Annotated in this window: 14 protein-coding genes; 13 read left to right on the top strand and 1 reads right to left on the bottom strand. The window is 60.8% G+C overall.

Features of this window, described 5'->3' with window-relative positions; all coding sequences use genetic code 11:
* The first annotated feature begins 29 nt into the window (after positions 1 to 29).
* The 9 genes from AB1555_14470 to AB1555_14430 all read left to right on the top strand — a co-directional run bounded on the left by AB1555_14470 (position 30) and on the right by AB1555_14430 (position 9,058).
* Positions 30 to 248, top strand: coding sequence for a MerR family transcriptional regulator (locus tag AB1555_14470; protein MEW6247899.1), 219 nt, complete (start codon positions 30 to 32; stop codon positions 246 to 248).
* Between the two features lie 11 nt (positions 249 to 259).
* Positions 260 to 1,369 (top strand): type IV pilus assembly protein PilM, encoded by a 1,110-nt coding sequence (gene pilM / locus AB1555_14465; protein MEW6247898.1) that lies wholly within the window; start codon positions 260 to 262, stop codon positions 1,367 to 1,369.
* Positions 1,366 to 1,917: a PilN domain-containing protein gene (locus AB1555_14460; GenBank protein ID MEW6247897.1), complete on the top strand. Its 552-nt coding sequence runs from the start codon at positions 1,366 to 1,368 to the stop codon at positions 1,915 to 1,917. Before pilM ends, AB1555_14460 begins: the two co-directional genes overlap by 4 nt.
* 1 nt (position 1,918) lies before the next feature.
* Positions 1,919 to 2,530 carry a type 4a pilus biogenesis protein PilO gene (pilO, locus tag AB1555_14455; GenBank protein MEW6247896.1) on the top strand — a complete coding sequence of 204 codons (612 nt, stop codon included), beginning with the start codon at positions 1,919 to 1,921 and terminating at the stop codon, positions 2,528 to 2,530.
* A 10-nt stretch (positions 2,531 to 2,540) separates the two neighbouring features.
* Entirely contained in the window at positions 2,541 to 3,206 is a 666-nt protein-coding gene (locus tag AB1555_14450; GenBank protein ID MEW6247895.1) for a pilus assembly protein PilP, read from the top strand.
* Positions 3,207 to 3,385: 179 nt separating this feature from the next.
* Positions 3,386 to 5,269, top strand: a complete 1,884-nt coding sequence (pilQ, locus tag AB1555_14445; GenBank protein MEW6247894.1) for a type IV pilus secretin PilQ — start codon at positions 3,386 to 3,388, stop codon at positions 5,267 to 5,269.
* Positions 5,270 to 5,312: 43 nt separating this feature from the next.
* Entirely contained in the window at positions 5,313 to 6,473 is a 1,161-nt protein-coding gene (aroC, locus tag AB1555_14440) for a chorismate synthase (protein ID MEW6247893.1), read from the top strand.
* A gap of 155 nt (positions 6,474 to 6,628) precedes the next feature.
* The gene (aroB, locus tag AB1555_14435) at positions 6,629 to 7,738 is read left to right on the top strand and encodes a 3-dehydroquinate synthase (protein ID MEW6247892.1); all 1,110 of its coding nucleotides are present in this window, start codon (positions 6,629 to 6,631) and stop codon (positions 7,736 to 7,738) included.
* Between the two features lie 54 nt (positions 7,739 to 7,792).
* Entirely contained in the window at positions 7,793 to 9,058 is a 1,266-nt protein-coding gene (locus AB1555_14430; protein MEW6247891.1) for a GAF and ANTAR domain-containing protein, read from the top strand.
* A gap of 15 nt (positions 9,059 to 9,073) precedes the next feature.
* On the opposite strand, the gene AB1555_14425 is transcribed toward AB1555_14430, so the two are convergent.
* On the bottom strand, positions 9,074 to 10,084 hold the full coding sequence (locus tag AB1555_14425) for a hypothetical protein (GenBank protein MEW6247890.1): 1,011 nt from the start codon (positions 10,082 to 10,084) through the stop codon (positions 9,074 to 9,076).
* A 268-nt stretch (positions 10,085 to 10,352) separates the two neighbouring features.
* Between AB1555_14425 and AB1555_14420 the strand changes: the two genes are divergently transcribed.
* From AB1555_14420 to urtC, 4 genes are all read left to right on the top strand, one after another.
* Positions 10,353 to 11,741, top strand: a complete 1,389-nt coding sequence (locus AB1555_14420; GenBank protein ID MEW6247889.1) for a hypothetical protein — start codon at positions 10,353 to 10,355, stop codon at positions 11,739 to 11,741.
* Positions 11,742 to 11,843: 102 nt separating this feature from the next.
* A complete protein-coding gene (urtA, locus tag AB1555_14415) occupies positions 11,844 to 13,211 on the top strand; it encodes an urea ABC transporter substrate-binding protein (protein MEW6247888.1) in 1,368 nt (455 codons plus the stop codon).
* Between the two features lie 201 nt (positions 13,212 to 13,412).
* Entirely contained in the window at positions 13,413 to 14,978 is a 1,566-nt protein-coding gene (gene urtB, locus AB1555_14410) for an urea ABC transporter permease subunit UrtB (protein MEW6247887.1), read from the top strand.
* Positions 14,979 to 15,101: 123 nt separating this feature from the next.
* Complete coding sequence (urtC, locus tag AB1555_14405; protein MEW6247886.1) at positions 15,102 to 16,223, top strand: urea ABC transporter permease subunit UrtC; 1,122 nt, start codon at positions 15,102 to 15,104, stop codon at positions 16,221 to 16,223.
* The last annotated feature ends 96 nt before the right edge of the window (positions 16,224 to 16,319 follow it).

Genomic DNA, 16,319 nt, shown 5'->3' with positions numbered 1-16,319 from the left:
CATTTCTTAAGTGGGGCTGCGGCGGATTTGTGAAGAAATCGAAAACCGTTTCAAAGAACAAGAAGAAGTGGTACAAGACCAATCAGATTTGTGACCTCTTCGACGTTTCCCGAGCGACCCTGTTCCGATGGGAGCGTGAAGGGTTGATCTCGGGCCCACCTCGCGACTGGCGGAACTGGAGGCTCTACACGCCAGAGAACGTCAAGGAGATCAAAAAAGTCATTCGGGCTCGGAAAGTGGTCCTCTGAAAGGTTGACTCATGCTCGGTTCGTTCAAGAGCCTGCTCGAGACCGATGTCTTTTCGATGTTTTCCCCGAAGCGTCAGCTTGTCGGGTTAGACATCGGTTCGAGCGGGATTAAGCTGGTCCAACTCAAAGAGAACAGGGGACGCTATGTGCTGCAGAAATTCGGCGTACGGGCTCTTGAACCTGAGGTGATCGTGGACGGAACGGTGATGGACGAGGCGCGGGTTGTTTCGGCCATCAAGGAACTGATGGAAGAAAACAACGTCAAATTGAAGAACGTCGCGATTTCCATTTCCGGACATGCCGTGATCATCAAGAAAATTACCTTGCCGCCGATGCCGGAGGAGGAACTTGAAGAACAGGTGAAGCTTGCCGCCGAACAGTACATCCCTTTCGACATCAATGAGGTCAATCTGGATTTCCATGTGCTGAATCCCTCGGAAGTCGGCGACGATGCCGAACCGCAGATGTCCATCATTCTGGTCGCAGCCAAAAAGGACAAAGTCAACGAACTGACCGAATTAGTCAAAGGGGCCGGTTTGATTCCCGTCGTCATGGATGTCGATGCGTTTGCTGTCGAGAACATGCACGCGATTAATTATCCGGTGGCGCAGGAAGATACCACCACTTTGGTCAATCTCGGGGCCAGTGTCATGAACGTGAACATCGTCAAGGGTGGGACCTCTCTGTTCACCCGCGACATTCCGCTGGGGGGCAATCGTTATACCGAAGCCATCCAGCGGGAGATGGGCATGTCGTATGAGGACGCGGAAGAAGCGAAGAAAGGCCGGCGTGTCGAGGGGAGCGATCGGCAAACCATCGTCAGCGTCATCGACAGCGTGAACGCGGAGGTGGCGTCGGAGATTGCGAGGACGGTCGACTACTTCAGGACAACGTCTCCGGAAGGGGACATTGATCGGGTCTTGTTGTGCGGAGGAGGCGCGAAAGTTACAGGGCTACTCCAGCAGTTGCGCGACCGGATGCACATTGAAGTCGAGATCGCGAACCCTTTCAACGAAATCGACACCTCGGTCAGCGGTGTGGATCCGGAAGCATTGGAGGAGTTGGCCCCGCTCGCCGCGGTCGGTGTGGGATTGGCGCTCCGGATGGTGGGTGATCGATGATCAGAATCAACCTCCTCCAGGGGCCGAAGGGACGGAAGCCCAAGCAGCAGTGGGATGTCAGAGCCGAGGCGTTGCTGGCGATCGGAGCTCTCGTGATCACTCTGGCCGGGTGCTGGTGGTATTCTTCATCGTTGGACGACGAGATCGAACGACACCAGACCGAGAAGCAGGAGAAAGAAAAGCAGTTGGCGCTGCTCAAAGAGCAGCTCAAACAGGTCGAGGATTTTGAAGCCAAGAAGAAGCTGCTCGAGGATAAGAATCGTATCATCGAGCAGTTAGAGAAATCGCGTTCGGGTCCCGTCCGTGTCCTGGATTACGTCAGCCAGAGTCTGGAACCGCTGAAGGTATGGCTTGTCCGATTGAGCGTGCAGGGCAATAACGTGGAGCTGGAAGGGCGGGCCCTTTCCAACGACGATATCGTGGAATTCGTCAACAACCTGCGACGAACGGATTATTTCGCCAACATCAGGTTGTTGGAGAGCCGCTCTGCGCAAGAGAGCAAGATCAACGTGTATCAGTTTAAGCTCGGATTCGCACTGAAAGGCTGATATGGCGCTGTCCGGTCTCAACCTTGAATCTCTCCGCAGCGTTCCCCTGACGCAGAAGATCGCGCTGCTGGGGCTTTTTCTTGCGGGTATTGTGGTGGGATTCTATTACTACGTCGTCGAGCCCAAGACCGTGATCATCTCGGGTCTGCAGACCGAAATCGCCAAGTTGGACACCGACATTCAATCCTTGACCATCAAGGTGAAGCACCTTGATGAGTTGATCGCCGCGAACAAGCAGTTGGAGATCGATTTGGCCAAGAAAAAGGAACGGCTTCCTCCCGAGGAAGAGGCGGTGATGCTGCTCAAGCAACTGTCCGATCTCGGGGTGAAGCTGGGATTGGATATCAAGCTCTGGAAGCCGGGCGCGCAAACGGAAGATCCGTCGAAGCTTTTTGTCAGGATGCCCGTCAGCGTGGAGGTGGCCGGCGGATATCATACGGCGGCCCTGTTTTTTGATCGGATCAATAAGTTGCCTCGAATCATCAACGTCTCCGATCTCAAAATGGGCTCCCCGCGTATCGAACAGGGACGGGTGGTGACCCAAACGGTGTTTGACCTTGTGGCCTTCGCAGCGCCGCAGGAAAAAAAGGGAACATCTACCGCCAAAAAATGAAGTCGAAGACATGGCCAGCGGATTATTGATAAGGCGATCGTATGGGAAGAATCTCGCCAGGAGCGGATGTCCGTTGACGCTCGCCGTTGTCCTTGGCTGGGGCGTCGTCGTTTGGGTTGGGCTGTTCGGGTGCGATCACGCCCTCTCGCAGGATGCCGCCGCAGCTCAGCACATGGGACAGATCAACCAGATGAGGCCCGACTCGCTGAAAGTGACCCCGATGACGGATGTGCCTAGACAGGCTCCGAGCAGTGTTGCGGCATCACCGCCGATCGAGCCGATCGGGTCGCCCGGTGAGCCCGCTCTGCCGGCCGGCACGGGCGGATTCTCGTACGACCCCTCCGGGCGGCGCGATCCCTTTGCGCCCATCGTGCAGCAGGGGCAGGGAGTAGGTCCGGCGGATGAGAATTTACCCCCGCTTCAACGGGTCGGCCTGACCGAGTTAACCCTCATTGGAATCGTCTGGGGCGCGTACGGGTACACCGCGATGGTGCAGACTCCGGATGGGAAAGGCTATGCGGTCCGACGCGGGACGCGCATTGGTCCGAACAACGGCGTGGTCAGCGCGATTACGGAGCGAGGCATCATCGTGCAGGAACGGTTCACGGACATTTATGGAAAAAAGCAGGAGCGGGAATACGTCAAGCTTCTGCATGCGAAAGAGGGCCCAGAATGAGCCGCATACGTCGCCGTTCACCACTTGTACTGAGCTGGGTCGCGTGTCTGACGATCTGGAGCGCCGCGCTTGCATTCGGCAGCACAGACACTGTCCATGAGGCGGTCGGAACTCTTGACGGCGTCGGAAGCATCGATACACAGGTTCCGGGACGTGGAGCTGCCGATGTGACAGACGATATGGGACCAGCGTTGCACGAAGCGGGCTTGCCAGTTCGGACACGTGCGCATGCCGGGATCGTCGGGCAAATCGAAGTGAAACGTGGCGAAAATCAGGTCACCGTGCTCGTCTCCGGCGAAGGTTCGTTCAAATATCGCGACCGGTTGATTGACGGCCATCGCCTCGTCCTGGACCTGCCCAATGCGGCATCGGCCGTCCGGTTCCCGATTCTCGCCGTCGACCATGAACTCTTGAAGCAGATCAGGATCGGCAACCATCCGGATAAGATTCGGCTGGTGTTCGATCTGCCTCAGCCAGCTCGATATGACGTGCGTCTCGAAAACGGGCAGGTCGTCGTCAACTTGATGCGCCGGCCGGAGCCGGCGTTCCCCGCTGTTTCAGGAACCACAGTGATGCGCGATCTGGAACGAGCCGCTCAGGCGATTGGGGCGACGAAAGCGGCGGGCGACGCCGGCAACAAACCGGCGTTCAAACCGATCCTCTGGTCCGAACGCCCTGTTCGGCGTGCGGTCGCGCCTCGACTCGTGCAAATGGCGACGGAACCGGACGACAAAGAGAGCAAGGAAAGCAGGGAGCCCGACATCGTGACCGGCCAAACCCGGTTTGTCGGCCGGAGAATTTCGCTCGATTTTCAACAGGCCGACATCACGAACGTGCTGCGTCTGATCGCCGAGGTCAGCGGGTTCAACATCGTGGTGGGAGAAGGGGTCAAGGCCAAAGTCACCATGAAACTGGTCAGCGTGCCTTGGGACCAGGCGTTGGACATGTTGCTGCGCATGAACGGCTTGGGCATGATCAAACAAGGCAACATCGTCTGGGTCGATACCTTGTCCAACATCGCCAAGCAACAAGACGACGAAGCGCGGGTCAAGGAATCCAAGACAAAAGCGGAGCCGTTGGTCACGCGGGTCTTTTATATTCGCAATGTCAACGCCCAGGAGCTCATGACCTCGTTGCGACAGTACCTGAGCCCGCGGGGCACCATGAACTTCAATGTCGCCAGCAATGCGCTGGTGGTGAAGGATGCCGAATCGCAGATAGCGGTCGTGAAGCAATTGGTCGAAGGTTTGGACTTGGAGTCGCCGCAAGTGCAGATCGAGGCGCGGATCGTTCAGGCGGACACGACGTATTCTCGATCCTTGGGTATTCAATGGGGAATGCAAAGCCTGAATTCTGGACCATCGTTTGGAGTGGCAAATTTTCGAACTGGTGCTGGAACCACTCTGACCGGCACGTCAACTGCCTTTGGGAGCGGAAAAGAACTAAGCGATGCGGCAACCAACTTTCTTGTAAATCTTCCCGCGGCTGTCTCGGGACTTTCAGCGATTCCCGGGGCAGGTTTCACGTTCGGCAAAGCCGACGGAGCTCTGCTCGATCTCAGGCTCTCGGCCGGCGAGTTGCTCGGTTTGACCAAAGTCATCGCGGCGCCCAAGGTCACGACCCTGGACAAGCGAGATGCGAAGATCGCGCAGGGCGAATCGATCCCTTTCCAGACGACGTCGCTGCAGGGGACGCAAACGACCTTCGTGGACGCGAATCTGGAGCTGAATGTGACGCCGCAGATTACCTCTCGCGATCCCAAAGAGATCGGAAAGCAGATTCTGCTGAAGGTCCGGGCGACCCGGAACGCGGTCGGGGCGAGGAGCAATCCGGCCGGGCCCAGCATCGATCGGCGTGAGGCCACCACCCAAGTGCTGGTCCGGGACGGGGAGACCATGGTTATCGGCGGTGTGTTTGTCGATACCCAGACCAATACGGTGGCGGGGGTTCCGTATCTGTCCCGCATTCCGGTCCTCGGCTGGCTCTTTAAGAATAAAACCGAGAGTGTAACCAAACAGGAACTGCTCATCTTCTTGACGCCGACCATCGTGAAGAGTTCTTGACACCCGCCGCCGCAAAGAGCTACAAGTCCCCGGGTAGCTCATTATGTTGCGCTATTTGAACGGAGGCGAATCCCACGGCAAGTATCTCGTCGCCATCCTGGAAGGCGTTCCCGCCGGGCTTCCGCTGACACCCGACATGATCAACCATGACCTGGCCCGCCGCCAGAAGGGCTACGGGCGGGGCGGTCGTATGCGCGTGGAGGAAGACCGGGTCGAGTTCGCGTGCGGGGTACGAAAAGGACAGACCATCGGCAATCCGATCGGTCTGCTCATCGCGAACAAGGATTGGGAAAATTGGAAGGACGTCATGGCCGTCGAGCCGGGGCCGGTCCCTCCGGAAAAAGTGGTCACCAGACCGCGTCCGGGCCACGCCGATTTGGTCGGGGCCATCAAATACGGCCATCGGGACATTCGGAACGTCCTCGAAAAAGCGAGCGCCAGGGAAACGGCGATCCGCGTGGCGATCGGCGGAGTGGCCAAGGCGTTGTTGACTCACTTCGGGATGCGGGTGATCAGCTACACGGTGGAGATCGGCGGCGTCGCCGCAAAACGATGCGACGATCCGGTCGAAGCCTATGAACGGGCCGAGGCGTCGGACGTCCGTTCGCCCGATCCGGAGGCCGGCGCGAAAATGGTGGAACAGATCAGAACGGCCAAACACCGGGGCGATACGCTCGGGGGGGTTTTCGAGGTCGTCGTGACGAACCCCCCGATCGGCCTGGGGTCCTACGCGCAATGGGACCGGCGGCTCAGCGCGCGCCTTGCCATGGCGGCGATGAGCATCCAGGCCATGAAAGGGGTGGAGATCGGCATGGGGTTCGAAGCGGCCCGCCGCTTCGGATCGGAAGTCCACGACGAGATTTATTACGACCATACGCGCCGGGAGTTCGTCCGCAAGACCAACAACGCCGGAGGGCTGGAAGGCGGAATCACCAATGGCCAGCCCATCGTCATTCGGGTGGCCATGAAGCCGATCTCGACCCTGTACAGTCCCAAGAAGAGCGTGGACATCGAGACCAAGGAACCCTTCGACGCCACGGTGGAACGTTCCGATATCTGCACCGTGCCGGCCGCCGGCGTGGTCGGGGAGGCGGTGGTCGCCTTCGAGATGGCCAATGCGCTGATCGAGAAGTTCGGGGGCGACAGTTTGGAAGAGATGAAGCGCAACTTTGCTGCGTATCAGGCTTACGTAAAAGCCTTTTAGTTTCCCTCTGGGGTGTGCTACCATCCTCCGCGTTTTAACCGCTCTCTTCTTCCGCTGAGACAGCGCAGCCGATCGTCCGGCTTGCCAACGGCAAGAGGCAGCGAGGCCTGGCGCAGGCGATCGGTCGGACAATAGACGCTTCTGTGTCGGATACCATGGATCCTATCGGGGAGTACACGGTTCGGGTCTCGCTCGCCGAGCGAAGCTACGACATTCGTATCGCGCGCGGGACGCTGCAAGAAGTCGGGACCACCCTCGACCGGCTCGGGCTCTCAGACAAAGTCGGGATCGTCACGGACCGCAACGTGGCGGAGCGGTACCTGCCGCGGGTTGTGAAGTCGGTCAAGGCCGCCGGCTTCCGGGCGGTGCCGATCGTCCTGCCGGCGGGCGAACGGAGCAAGACGCTGCGGTCGGTGTTCGACATCTTGGACGAACTGATCCGCGCCGGGTTCGAACGTCGATCGGCCCTGGTCGCCCTGGGAGGCGGCGTCATCGGGGATCTCACCGGCTTCGCCGCCGCGATCTATCTCCGAGGAATCCCTTTCATACAGGTCCCCACAACCTTGGTCGCCCAGGTCGATTCCAGCGTCGGAGGAAAAACCGGCGTCGACCATCCCCTCGGAAAAAATCTGATCGGCGCGTTCCACCAGCCGCGAGCGGTGCTCATCGATCCTGACACGTTGAGAACGCTCCCCAAACGGGAATGGGTGGGCGGCCTGGCCGAGGTCATCAAGTACGGCATGATTGCGGACGAACCCTTTTTTGCCTATCTGGAAAAACACGTGGAGGCGCTCCTGCGGATGGAGCCGGAGCCGGTGGTTCAGATCATCAAGCGGTCCTGCGAAATCAAGGCGCAGGTCGTGGCCGAGGACGAACGGGAATCCGATCGCCGGCGGGTCCTCAATTACGGGCATACCATCGGGCATGCGTTGGAGGCCCTCGGAGGATACCGGTCGCTCATTCACGGGGAAGCGGTCGCCATCGGGATGGTGCAGGAAGCCGATCTCGCCCGGCATCTCGGGATCTGCGGTCGGGAAGTCGTGGGTCGCCTGCGGGGACTGGTGCGCGCCGCGGGCCTGTCAGACACCATGCCCCAGGTGCCGTTCAGCGCGCTCTGGAAGGCCATGCAGCACGACAAGAAAGTGGCGGGCGGGACGGTCTACGGCGTATGGCCGGAGCGGATAGGCCGGGTCAGGATCGCGCCATTGGCACGTGACGTTTGCCGGCAGTGGTTCGTGGGGCGGCGGTCGACAAGCAAGAGATAAGGGGTAAGGGGAACGGGGTAGAGGGGGAACGGGGTAACGGGATAAAGCAATCCGATGGAGTCCAAGCGCCGACAATCCGTGGCTCAGTTGGAACAGGCCTTGCGCGAGAAGACGCGCGAGGTGGACGTGCTGCATCGCATCAGCGAGTCCATCACCAACACGCTGGATCTCGAGGCGGTGCTCAAGCACATCGTCGAAGTGGTGGTCGAAGTGACCAAGGCCGACGCCTGTCTCCTGTACCTGCTCTCCGACAGCCACGATGAATTGATCCTGCGGGCGTCGAAAAATCCCCATCCCAAGCTGATCGGCCGGATCACGATCGGTCTCGGCGAGGGCATCACCGGGTGGGTCGCGCGCGAGCGCACGCGGGTCGTGATCCCCAGCAATGCGAGCGACGATCCGCGGTTCAAGTTCTTCCACAATCTGCCGGAAGACCGCTACCAGGCGTTCGTCTCGGTCCCGATCATGGCCAAGAAGGAAGTCGTGGGCGTCATCAACGTGCAGCACAAGCGGCCGCGACGCTACCGGCCGGACGAGTTGGCGCTGCTCTCCACCATCGCCAACCAGGTCGGCGGGGCCATCGAAAACGCGCGGCTCTACGACCAGATGAAGCGCAAGGCGCTGCAACTGGAAACCCTGTCGCAGGTATCGGAGACCGTCGCCTCGAACCGCCTGATCGAGGATGTGCTGCAACTCATCGTCACGATGACGGCGCAGATGATGAACTCGAAAATCTGCTCCATCATGCTGCTGGACGAGCCGACCGGGGAGTTGCGGATCGTGGCGACGCAGAGCTTGAGCGAGGCGTACCGCCGGAAGCCCAATCTCAAGGTCGGGCAGAGCATCAGCGGACGGGCGGTCCAGGAACGCCGGCCCATCATCGTGCCGGACGTCACCAAAGAGCGGGACTACATGTATCCGGACATGGCGAAGAAAGAAGGGCTCTGCTCGCTGCTCTCGGTGCCCATGATGATCCGGGACAAAGCCGTCGGCGTGATCAACAGCTATACCTCCGTGCCGCACAACTTCACGGCCGAAGAGGTCAAGCTCCTGCAGGCGATCGCCAACCAGGCGGCCATCGCGATCGAGCACACGACGCTGATGGAGAAGTCGTTCGAAATGCAGGAAGCGCTGGCGGTGCGGAAGCTGCTCGAACGGGCCAAGGGCTATCTCATGCGGTCCAAGAAACTTTCGGAGGAAGAAGCCTTCAAGCTGATTCAGCGGCAGAGCATGGATCTGCGCAAGTCCATGCGGGAAATCGCGGAAGCGATCCTGCTGGCGGGAGAGATCGAGGAAAGAGCCGAACGGCAAAAGATGTAAAGGGAAGAATGACCGTTACGGTGTCGTGTCCTGACCCTTCGGGCCCGGCCTGCTCTTGCGTTTCACGCTGCCCGTCTCGGCGTCGCGGTCGGCGAGGTGACGCCGGATCTCCTGCAGTTCCTTCTTCAGTTCCTCCAGTTCCATATCCTTCTTGATGATCAGATCCTTGATCGCGCGGAGCTCTTCCTCGTGCGGGTCGGAGGCCGCAGCGGAGGGCGGTTGATCCGCGGCCGGTGGGGTGATGGGGGCGGGCGGACGAGTAGACCCGGCGGGCCTGCCGGTTTGGGCGGCTGCGGGAGTTGGTTCCATTTCCGACCGCGGCAGCCTGGCCAGCAGGTCGTAATCGATGACCAGGGTGGTGTCCTCCGCCTGCGTCGTTCGATAGGAGTCGTCGCGCCGCGCGGTCGCGGGAACGAAAAAGACCGTCCGCTGGTTGAGCCCCGAAGGATCGGGCAACCGGCGATTGGCCATGTTGATGGTGTCCGCGCGCTCGGCTCGTCGGCGATACTGCGTGAGGGTCAGATGGAGCGACAGGCCGTGGGCGAACAGCGTTCCTGCGGTCACTTCGCGGGGCGAAAGAGCCAGCGGCGGTTCCGACGAACCAAGCCCTGCGCCGGCCCGGGTGGAATACGAAGGATCTCCGTGCGCGACGACGCGGAATCCGACTCGCTGGTCCGGAGCCGCCCGGGAGAGCGCCGTCGCCAGGAGCGGCGCAAGAAATCCGATGTCCTCCTCCGAAAAGACCCGCGTCGATCTCGGTTGATCGCTCAAGAGAGATTGGAGAGCGATTCTGTCATCGTGAACCATCACGCCTCGCAGGACCCGGGCGAGCGTCTCCGGGGCCAGGGTGATGGGATGGGCGGCCTGGACCGACCGATCGGGGAGGCGTTCCAGGTAGACCGCGCCCCGGGGAGTTTCCTCGATCATGACATCCAGGTCGGGCGATGTCGCGCAGCCGCTCACCGACAACCCCGCAAGGACCCACAGCGCGACCGGTCCGATCGCCGCCCGGCCGGATGCTGACATACCGCGTCGCATGGCGGCGCTAGTCTAGCACATCACAAAACCCCCTTGACAGAATAAACGGGAGAAGCTTATAAGCAGTTCACCGTGCGAGCTTCGGTGTGGGGACAAGGGAGTCTTCGCACCGCCCGCGGAAATCAGAACAAGACGAGGACAACGGCGTCCTTTTGGTCCTGAGTCGGACCGGAAGGGCGTTTTTTTTTGGCTCGACCGCCCGCCGGTCCGGGTGTGTGATCAACAGTCATCGCTTGGGAGACCGGGAGGGAGGGATATGAGCACGTCCATCAGTAAAGCCGGCCGCAGCCTGTGGCTGTCGGCCGTCGTATCCATCATGCTCTTCGCCCCGCCGGCGTGGGCGCAGCAGGCGGCGGGAGAGGCGGAGGGCGCGGGGCGCCTGACTCGACAGCAGGAGGAAAAGCCGGTTCATATGTGTCCAGGCTGCCTGGCGCCGATCTTCACGCAGGAAGGCAGGGGCAGCATTACTCCGTACGGGCGCATCGAGCTGGACGGCATTTACAGCAACAGGAACACGAACCCCCTGGATCCGGCTCAGTTCAACGGATACGCGACCGCCGCCGGCAGCAACAGCAACAATACCAGCACCTTGAATCCCCGCTACAGTGTCTTCGGCATCCGGGCCGACCGGACCGATGGACAACACTCGCTGACCGGGGTCGTCGAGGCCGATTTTTACGGCGACAAGGACGTGGCCAGCAGTATTACTCCTAGGCTGCGATTGGCGTATGCGCGATATACCTATGCTCAAATGAGCTTGACCGTCGGCCAGGACTGGACCCCGGTGATGGCGTTGCATCCGGACCTGATCGACTTTTCGATCATGGGGTACGGGGGCAACCTCTGGCAGCGTATTCCGCAGATCACCTTCCGGTACCAATTCACCGAGAACGTGGAAGGCTTGATCACCGTGATGCGGTTCGAGCGCGGGCTCTACGCGATTTCCGGGCAGCGCCAGGTTCGCCCGCAGGCCACGCCCAAGGTCGCCCAAGGCGACGCCCCTCCTCCGAATAACTCCAACGATGCGTTCAGCGACCCGATTCAGCATCCCTATTACGGAACCCGGCTCGCCTATAGCAAGGATGGGGTGTTGGTCGCGGTCAGCGCGGCCTATCGGTACTACCGGTCGGCGCCGATTCCTCCTTCAGGAACTTCCGCAGTACCCGCAGGAGCGTTCGGCGGGAATTTCACCTCCGGCCGCGACATCAACTCCTACCTCGTCGGCGGCGAAGTGGTGATCCCGCTCACCAAGGTCCTGAAATTTTCGGGTGAATTGGCCTATGGACAGGCCTTGGGGCAGGAGTTCTTCCGCTTCGGTCAGGACTTGAACCTGACCACCGGCAAACCCATCCGGACCTTGATGGGATGGGGCCAGTTGAGTTGGGCCGCCTCGCGCAAATACACGTTCCTGGCCGGGGCCGGCATGGACAACCCCCTCGACCAGGATGTCCGGGGAAGCACCGTCAACGTGGACACGCAGTACAAGAGCAACTACCGCACCTATCTCACGGCCATTCATCCCATCTGGTCGGATTTCTATATCGGGCTGGAATGGCAGCACCTGTGGACGACGTGGGCCGTCGGGACGGGGAGCCAGCATTACCAAGGCGATACCTACAATATGGCCTTTTGGTACAACTTCTGACATGGCGAGCCGCCAGCGGTCGGCCCTCGGCGGAAAGCTGATCGCCGAAAGCTGAAAACTGAAAGCTGGCGGCTGATAGCTGATAGCAAAAGGAGCGTGAACATGGACGAGACGAAGACCAATGAATCGATGAATGGGCCGCAGGACGCGAATGCCGACCAGAACCCCTCCCGCCGCGAGTTCCTGGCGCAGGGCACGAAGGCCGCGGCCGGGGTGGGCATTGCCGCGTTGCTGGGCAACCTGGGCCACTGGGCTCTGTCCTATGCGGCGGACAGGGAGCCGATCAAGATCGGCGTGCTGCACTCGTTGAGCGGCACGATGGCGATCAGCGAAGTCTCCCTGCGCGACGTGGTGCTGATGGCGGTGGAGGAGATCAACGCCAAAGGCGGCGTCATGGGCCGCAAGATCCAGCCGGTCGTCGTCGATCCCGCTTCGAACTGGGATCTGTTTGCCGAGAAGGCCAAGCAGTTGCTGTTGCAGGACAAGGTGGCGGTCGTGTTCGGCTGCTGGACCTCGGTCAGCCGCAAGTCCGTGCTCCCGGTGTTCGAGAAGAACAACGGCCTGCTGTTCTACCCCGTGCAGTACGAAGGCGAGGAGTGCTCGCATAACGTGTTCTATACCGGCGCGGCGGTGAATCAGCAGGCGGTACCGGCGGTGGACTACCTGATGAGCAAGGAAGGCGGCGGGTTCAAGAAGTTCTATCTCTTGGGGACGGACTATGTGTATCCCCGCACGACCAACAAGATCCTGCGGGCGATGTTGCTGGCCAAGAAAGTGCCGCCGGCCAACATCATGGAGGAATACACGCCGTTCCATCACCAGGACTATCAGACCATCGTCGGCAAGATCAAAAAGTTCGCGGCCGGCGGCGGGGCCTGCGTGATCAGCACGATCAACGGCGACAGCAACGTGCCCTTCTACAAGGAATTCGCCAACCAGGGATTGCGCGCGGAGGACGCGCCGATCATGGCGTTCAGCGTGGCCGAAGATGAGCTGCGCGGCATGGACACCACGGCGCTGGTCGGACACCTGGCGGCCTGGAATTACTTCCAGAGCATCGACACGCCGGAGAACAAGAAATTCGTGGCCGACTTCAAGGCGTACTGCAAGAGGAACAACCTGCCGGACGGCGACAAGCGCGTGACGGACGATCCGATCGAAGCGGCCTATTTCGGCGTCCACGTCTGGAAGCAGGCGGTGGAGAAAGCCGGGTCGACCGAGGTCGACAAGGTCCGCAAGGCGGTGTACGGCATGGAGTTCATGGCGCCGGGCGGCAAGAAGAAGATGGACGAGGCCAATCACCACACGTACAAGCCGGTCCTGATCGGGGAGATCCTGAAGGACGGGCAGTTCAAGACGGTGTGGCAGAGCAAAGGGTTGGTCAAGCCCGAGCCCTGGAGCGAGTACACCAATCCGGACAAAGGATGCGATTGGGTGAAGCATCAGGGGACGTATCAGAAGAAAGCCTGATCGGAGAATAAGCGGGTCAACGTCACCAGCGTGTTACTCTATTTGCAGGCTGGGATGAAGATGCGGGTCCCGTCACCGGCCAGCCCGTCCGTGCTCGCACCCCGCCCGGTGTAGGGACCCCGCTCCGCGCGGACGGGCGCCCAGGTCGGTGCCACCCGCATCTTCATTCTTATAGTGGTGCCCCGAAGGCTCATTCAGACTGTGAAAAATATCGTGATCATCTCGAAGTTCAGAACGCTACCGTCTTTGATGTTTCTCGGGCTGCTTGCAGTGTGTGGAAGTGAAGGGGCGACGGCGGCGGAGGGGGCGGCGGCGCCGTCTCCGCCGCCTGCGGTCGAGCGGGCGCTGGCGAATCTGTCGAGCAACGATGAGGCGGTGCGGGAGGCGGCGATCCGCACGCTCATCGAGCAGGGCGATGAACGCCTGCTGCCTCGCCTGGACGCGATTCGAGCCGACGCGGATCGCAGTCTCCGGCTGGCCATCAAGCCGGTGATGGATCTGCTGAAGAACCGCGCCAAGCTGGCCAGCGACGAGCCGGATGAGCGCCGCTCCGCGGCGACGGACTTGGGGACGCTCGGCCGGCCGGCGGCGATCCCCTGGCTGGAGCAAGCCGCCGCCCGGGAGCCGAATCGCTGGGTGCGCTACACGATGGAGGAGTCGGCGCACCTGTTGAAACTGGCCTCGGGTGATGCGGATGCCCGGGCCGCCGCGGTCGTCAAATTGGGCGAGCTGCGGAGTCAGAACGCGTTGCCTGCATTGAAGGAGTTCGCGCGGGCCGCCGCCGATCCCGGCGCGACCGATGAACAGAAAGTTCTCGCGCGGGCCGCAACCGAGGCTATCGAGCGCATCGAAGTTTGGGCGACCTGGTCCAGCGCCTTTGAAACCCTCTTCAGAGGAATCAGCCTCAGTTCTATCTTGTTGATCATGTCCTTAGGCCTGGCCATCGTCTTCGGACTGATGGGCGTGATCAACATGGCCCACGGCGAATTGATGATGGTTGGGGCCTACGCCACGTTCATCACGCAGGAATGCTTCAAGGCCTATCTTCCGCCGGACATCTTCGACTATTATTTCCTTCTCTCCATGCCCATTTCGTTTGTGGTTGCGGCGCTGTTCGGACTGATCCTGGAGGCCGCCGTCATCCGGTTCCTCTACGGGCGTCCGCTGGAAACCATGTTGGCGACCTGGGGGCTCAGCCTCGTCATGATCCAAGCCGCCCGTGTGTACTTCGGGGACCTGACCGCGGTGGTCGCCCCCGGTTGGCTGAGCGGCGGCGTGCAGATCATGGTCGGGGTCTATCTGCCCTACAACCGGCTCTTCATCATTGCGTTGTCCATCGTGTGCGTCGCCGGCATCTATGTCCTGCTGTTCCGGTCCGGGCTGGGCCTGCGGGTACGGGCCGTGATGCAGAACCGCAACATGAGCGCGTGTCTGGGCATCCCCACCCGAAAGGTCGATGCCTACACCTTCGCCTTCGGGTCGGGCCTGGCGGGATTGGCCGGTTGCGCGCTCACGCTGATCGGCAACGTCGAACCGGGCTTGGGCCAGAACTACATCGTGGACTCCTTCATGGTGGTCGTCACCGGCGGGGTCGGCAAGCTGATGGGCACGATCGTCGCGGCGCTCGGCATCGGCGGGCTCAACAAATTGCTGGAGCCCAGTTTCGGGGCCGTCTACGGTAAAGTCCTGATCCTGGTGCTCGTGATCCTGTTCCTGCAGTGGCGGCCTTCCGGGCTGTTTGCGATCAAAGGGCGATACGTCGAATAGGCAATTGTTGGATTCTGAGTTCTGAATTATGAATTGAAACCACAATTCAGAATTCAACATTCAGGATTCAGCATTCGCAATGTGAAAGCGCTGTCGGGGAGCGGCATGAATGAAGAGCGACCGATGGGTGACAGGCATGAACGGGAAGGGCTTGCGTTTTGGCTGGTCGGTTTCACGCTCCTGGTGATCCTGCCCTTGCTGAACGTCCTCCCGGCGGAAGATTCCTGGCTCCGTGTTTCGGACTTCACCCTCAACCGCTTCGGCAAATTCCTCGCCTTCGCTATTCTCGCGTTGGGCCTCGACTTGATCTGGGGCTACACCGGTATTCTGAGCTTGGGCCACGGCGTGTTCTTCGGACTGGGGGCGTATGCCATCGGCATGCATCTCATGCTGGCGATCGGCACGGAGAGCGTGTACGGCAGCGAGCTGCCGGACTTCATGGTTTGGAACCAGGTGAAGGAGCTGCCGCTCTTTTGGAAGCCGTTTTATAGCTTCACGTTTGCCTTCGCCGCCGCGCTTCTTGTCCCGACGCTCTTCGCCCTGGTGTTCGGGTTCCTGGCGTTCCGCAGCCGGATCAAGGGCGTCTACTTCGCCATCATCACCCAGGCCTTGGCGCTCTCGGCCTGGCTCGTCTTCAATCGCAACGAGACCAACCTGGGCGGCACCAACGGTCTGACCGACTTCAAGAAGATGCTCGGCTTCCGGCTGAGCGAACCGGGCACGCAGCGCGCCCTCTATGTCATCACCGTGCTGTGCCTGGGGGCGGCCTATCTGCTGTGTCGCTGGATCGTCCGATCCCGAACGGGCAAGGTCCTGGTCGCCATCCGTGACAGCGAGCAGCGGGTGCTCTTCTCCGGCTATTCGCCGGCCAACTACAAGCTGTTCGTCTTCGTCGTCTCGGCGGCCTTAGCCGGACTCGCCGGCATGCTCTACGTGCCGCAGGTCGGGATCATCACGCCGGCGCAAATCGGGGTGCTGCCGTCGTTGGAAATGGTCATCTGGGTGGCGGTCGGCGGGCGCGGCACGCTGATCGGGGCGATCATCGGCGCGGTCGGGGTCAATTGGGCGCGCAGTATTCTGACCAACCATTTTCCCGACCTCTGGCCGTTTTTTTTGGGCGGCCTCTTCGTCGCAGTGGTGCTGTTGTTTCCGGACGGCCTGGTCGGGCTGGGCCGAAAGCTCCGGGTCGGCTGGCGCGGGTTGCATAAACCGATAGCTGTGCCGGAACCGGCGAGTAAGGGGTAGCGACAATGTGGAATGAGGAATGTGAAATGAGGAATGGCAGATGTTGAGACGGTCCAATTCCCCATTCCACGTTCATAATTCCACCGAAGGTGGTTT

It is taken from the genome of Nitrospirota bacterium (assembly GCA_040755395.1).
Lineage (GTDB): Bacteria > Nitrospirota > Nitrospiria > Nitrospirales > Nitrospiraceae > DATLZU01.
Note: the sequence above shows the minus strand (reverse complement) of the source record. Positions and strands in the feature narration are given on the sequence as shown.

Bases quoted from the DNA above. Each gene is read 5' to 3' on its own strand.
- pilM (MEW6247898.1), top strand. From the start codon at position 260: ATGCTCGGTTCGTTCAAGAGCCTGCTCGAGACCGATGTCTTTTCGATG.
- AB1555_14460 (MEW6247897.1), top strand. From the start codon at position 1,366: ATGATCAGAATCAACCTCCTCCAGGGGCCGAAGGGACGGAAGCCCAAG.
- pilO (MEW6247896.1), top strand. From the start codon at position 1,919: ATGGCGCTGTCCGGTCTCAACCTTGAATCTCTCCGCAGCGTTCCCCTG.
- AB1555_14450 (MEW6247895.1), top strand. From the start codon at position 2,541: ATGGCCAGCGGATTATTGATAAGGCGATCGTATGGGAAGAATCTCGCC.
- pilQ (MEW6247894.1), top strand. From the start codon at position 3,386: ATGGGACCAGCGTTGCACGAAGCGGGCTTGCCAGTTCGGACACGTGCG.
- aroC (MEW6247893.1), top strand. From the start codon at position 5,313: ATGTTGCGCTATTTGAACGGAGGCGAATCCCACGGCAAGTATCTCGTC.
- aroB (MEW6247892.1), top strand. From the start codon at position 6,629: ATGGATCCTATCGGGGAGTACACGGTTCGGGTCTCGCTCGCCGAGCGA.
- AB1555_14430 (MEW6247891.1), top strand. From the start codon at position 7,793: ATGGAGTCCAAGCGCCGACAATCCGTGGCTCAGTTGGAACAGGCCTTG.
- AB1555_14425 (MEW6247890.1), bottom strand. From the start codon at position 10,084: ATGTCAGCATCCGGCCGGGCGGCGATCGGACCGGTCGCGCTGTGGGTC.
- AB1555_14420 (MEW6247889.1), top strand. From the start codon at position 10,353: ATGAGCACGTCCATCAGTAAAGCCGGCCGCAGCCTGTGGCTGTCGGCC.
- urtA (MEW6247888.1), top strand. From the start codon at position 11,844: ATGGACGAGACGAAGACCAATGAATCGATGAATGGGCCGCAGGACGCG.
- urtC (MEW6247886.1), top strand. From the start codon at position 15,102: ATGGGTGACAGGCATGAACGGGAAGGGCTTGCGTTTTGGCTGGTCGGT.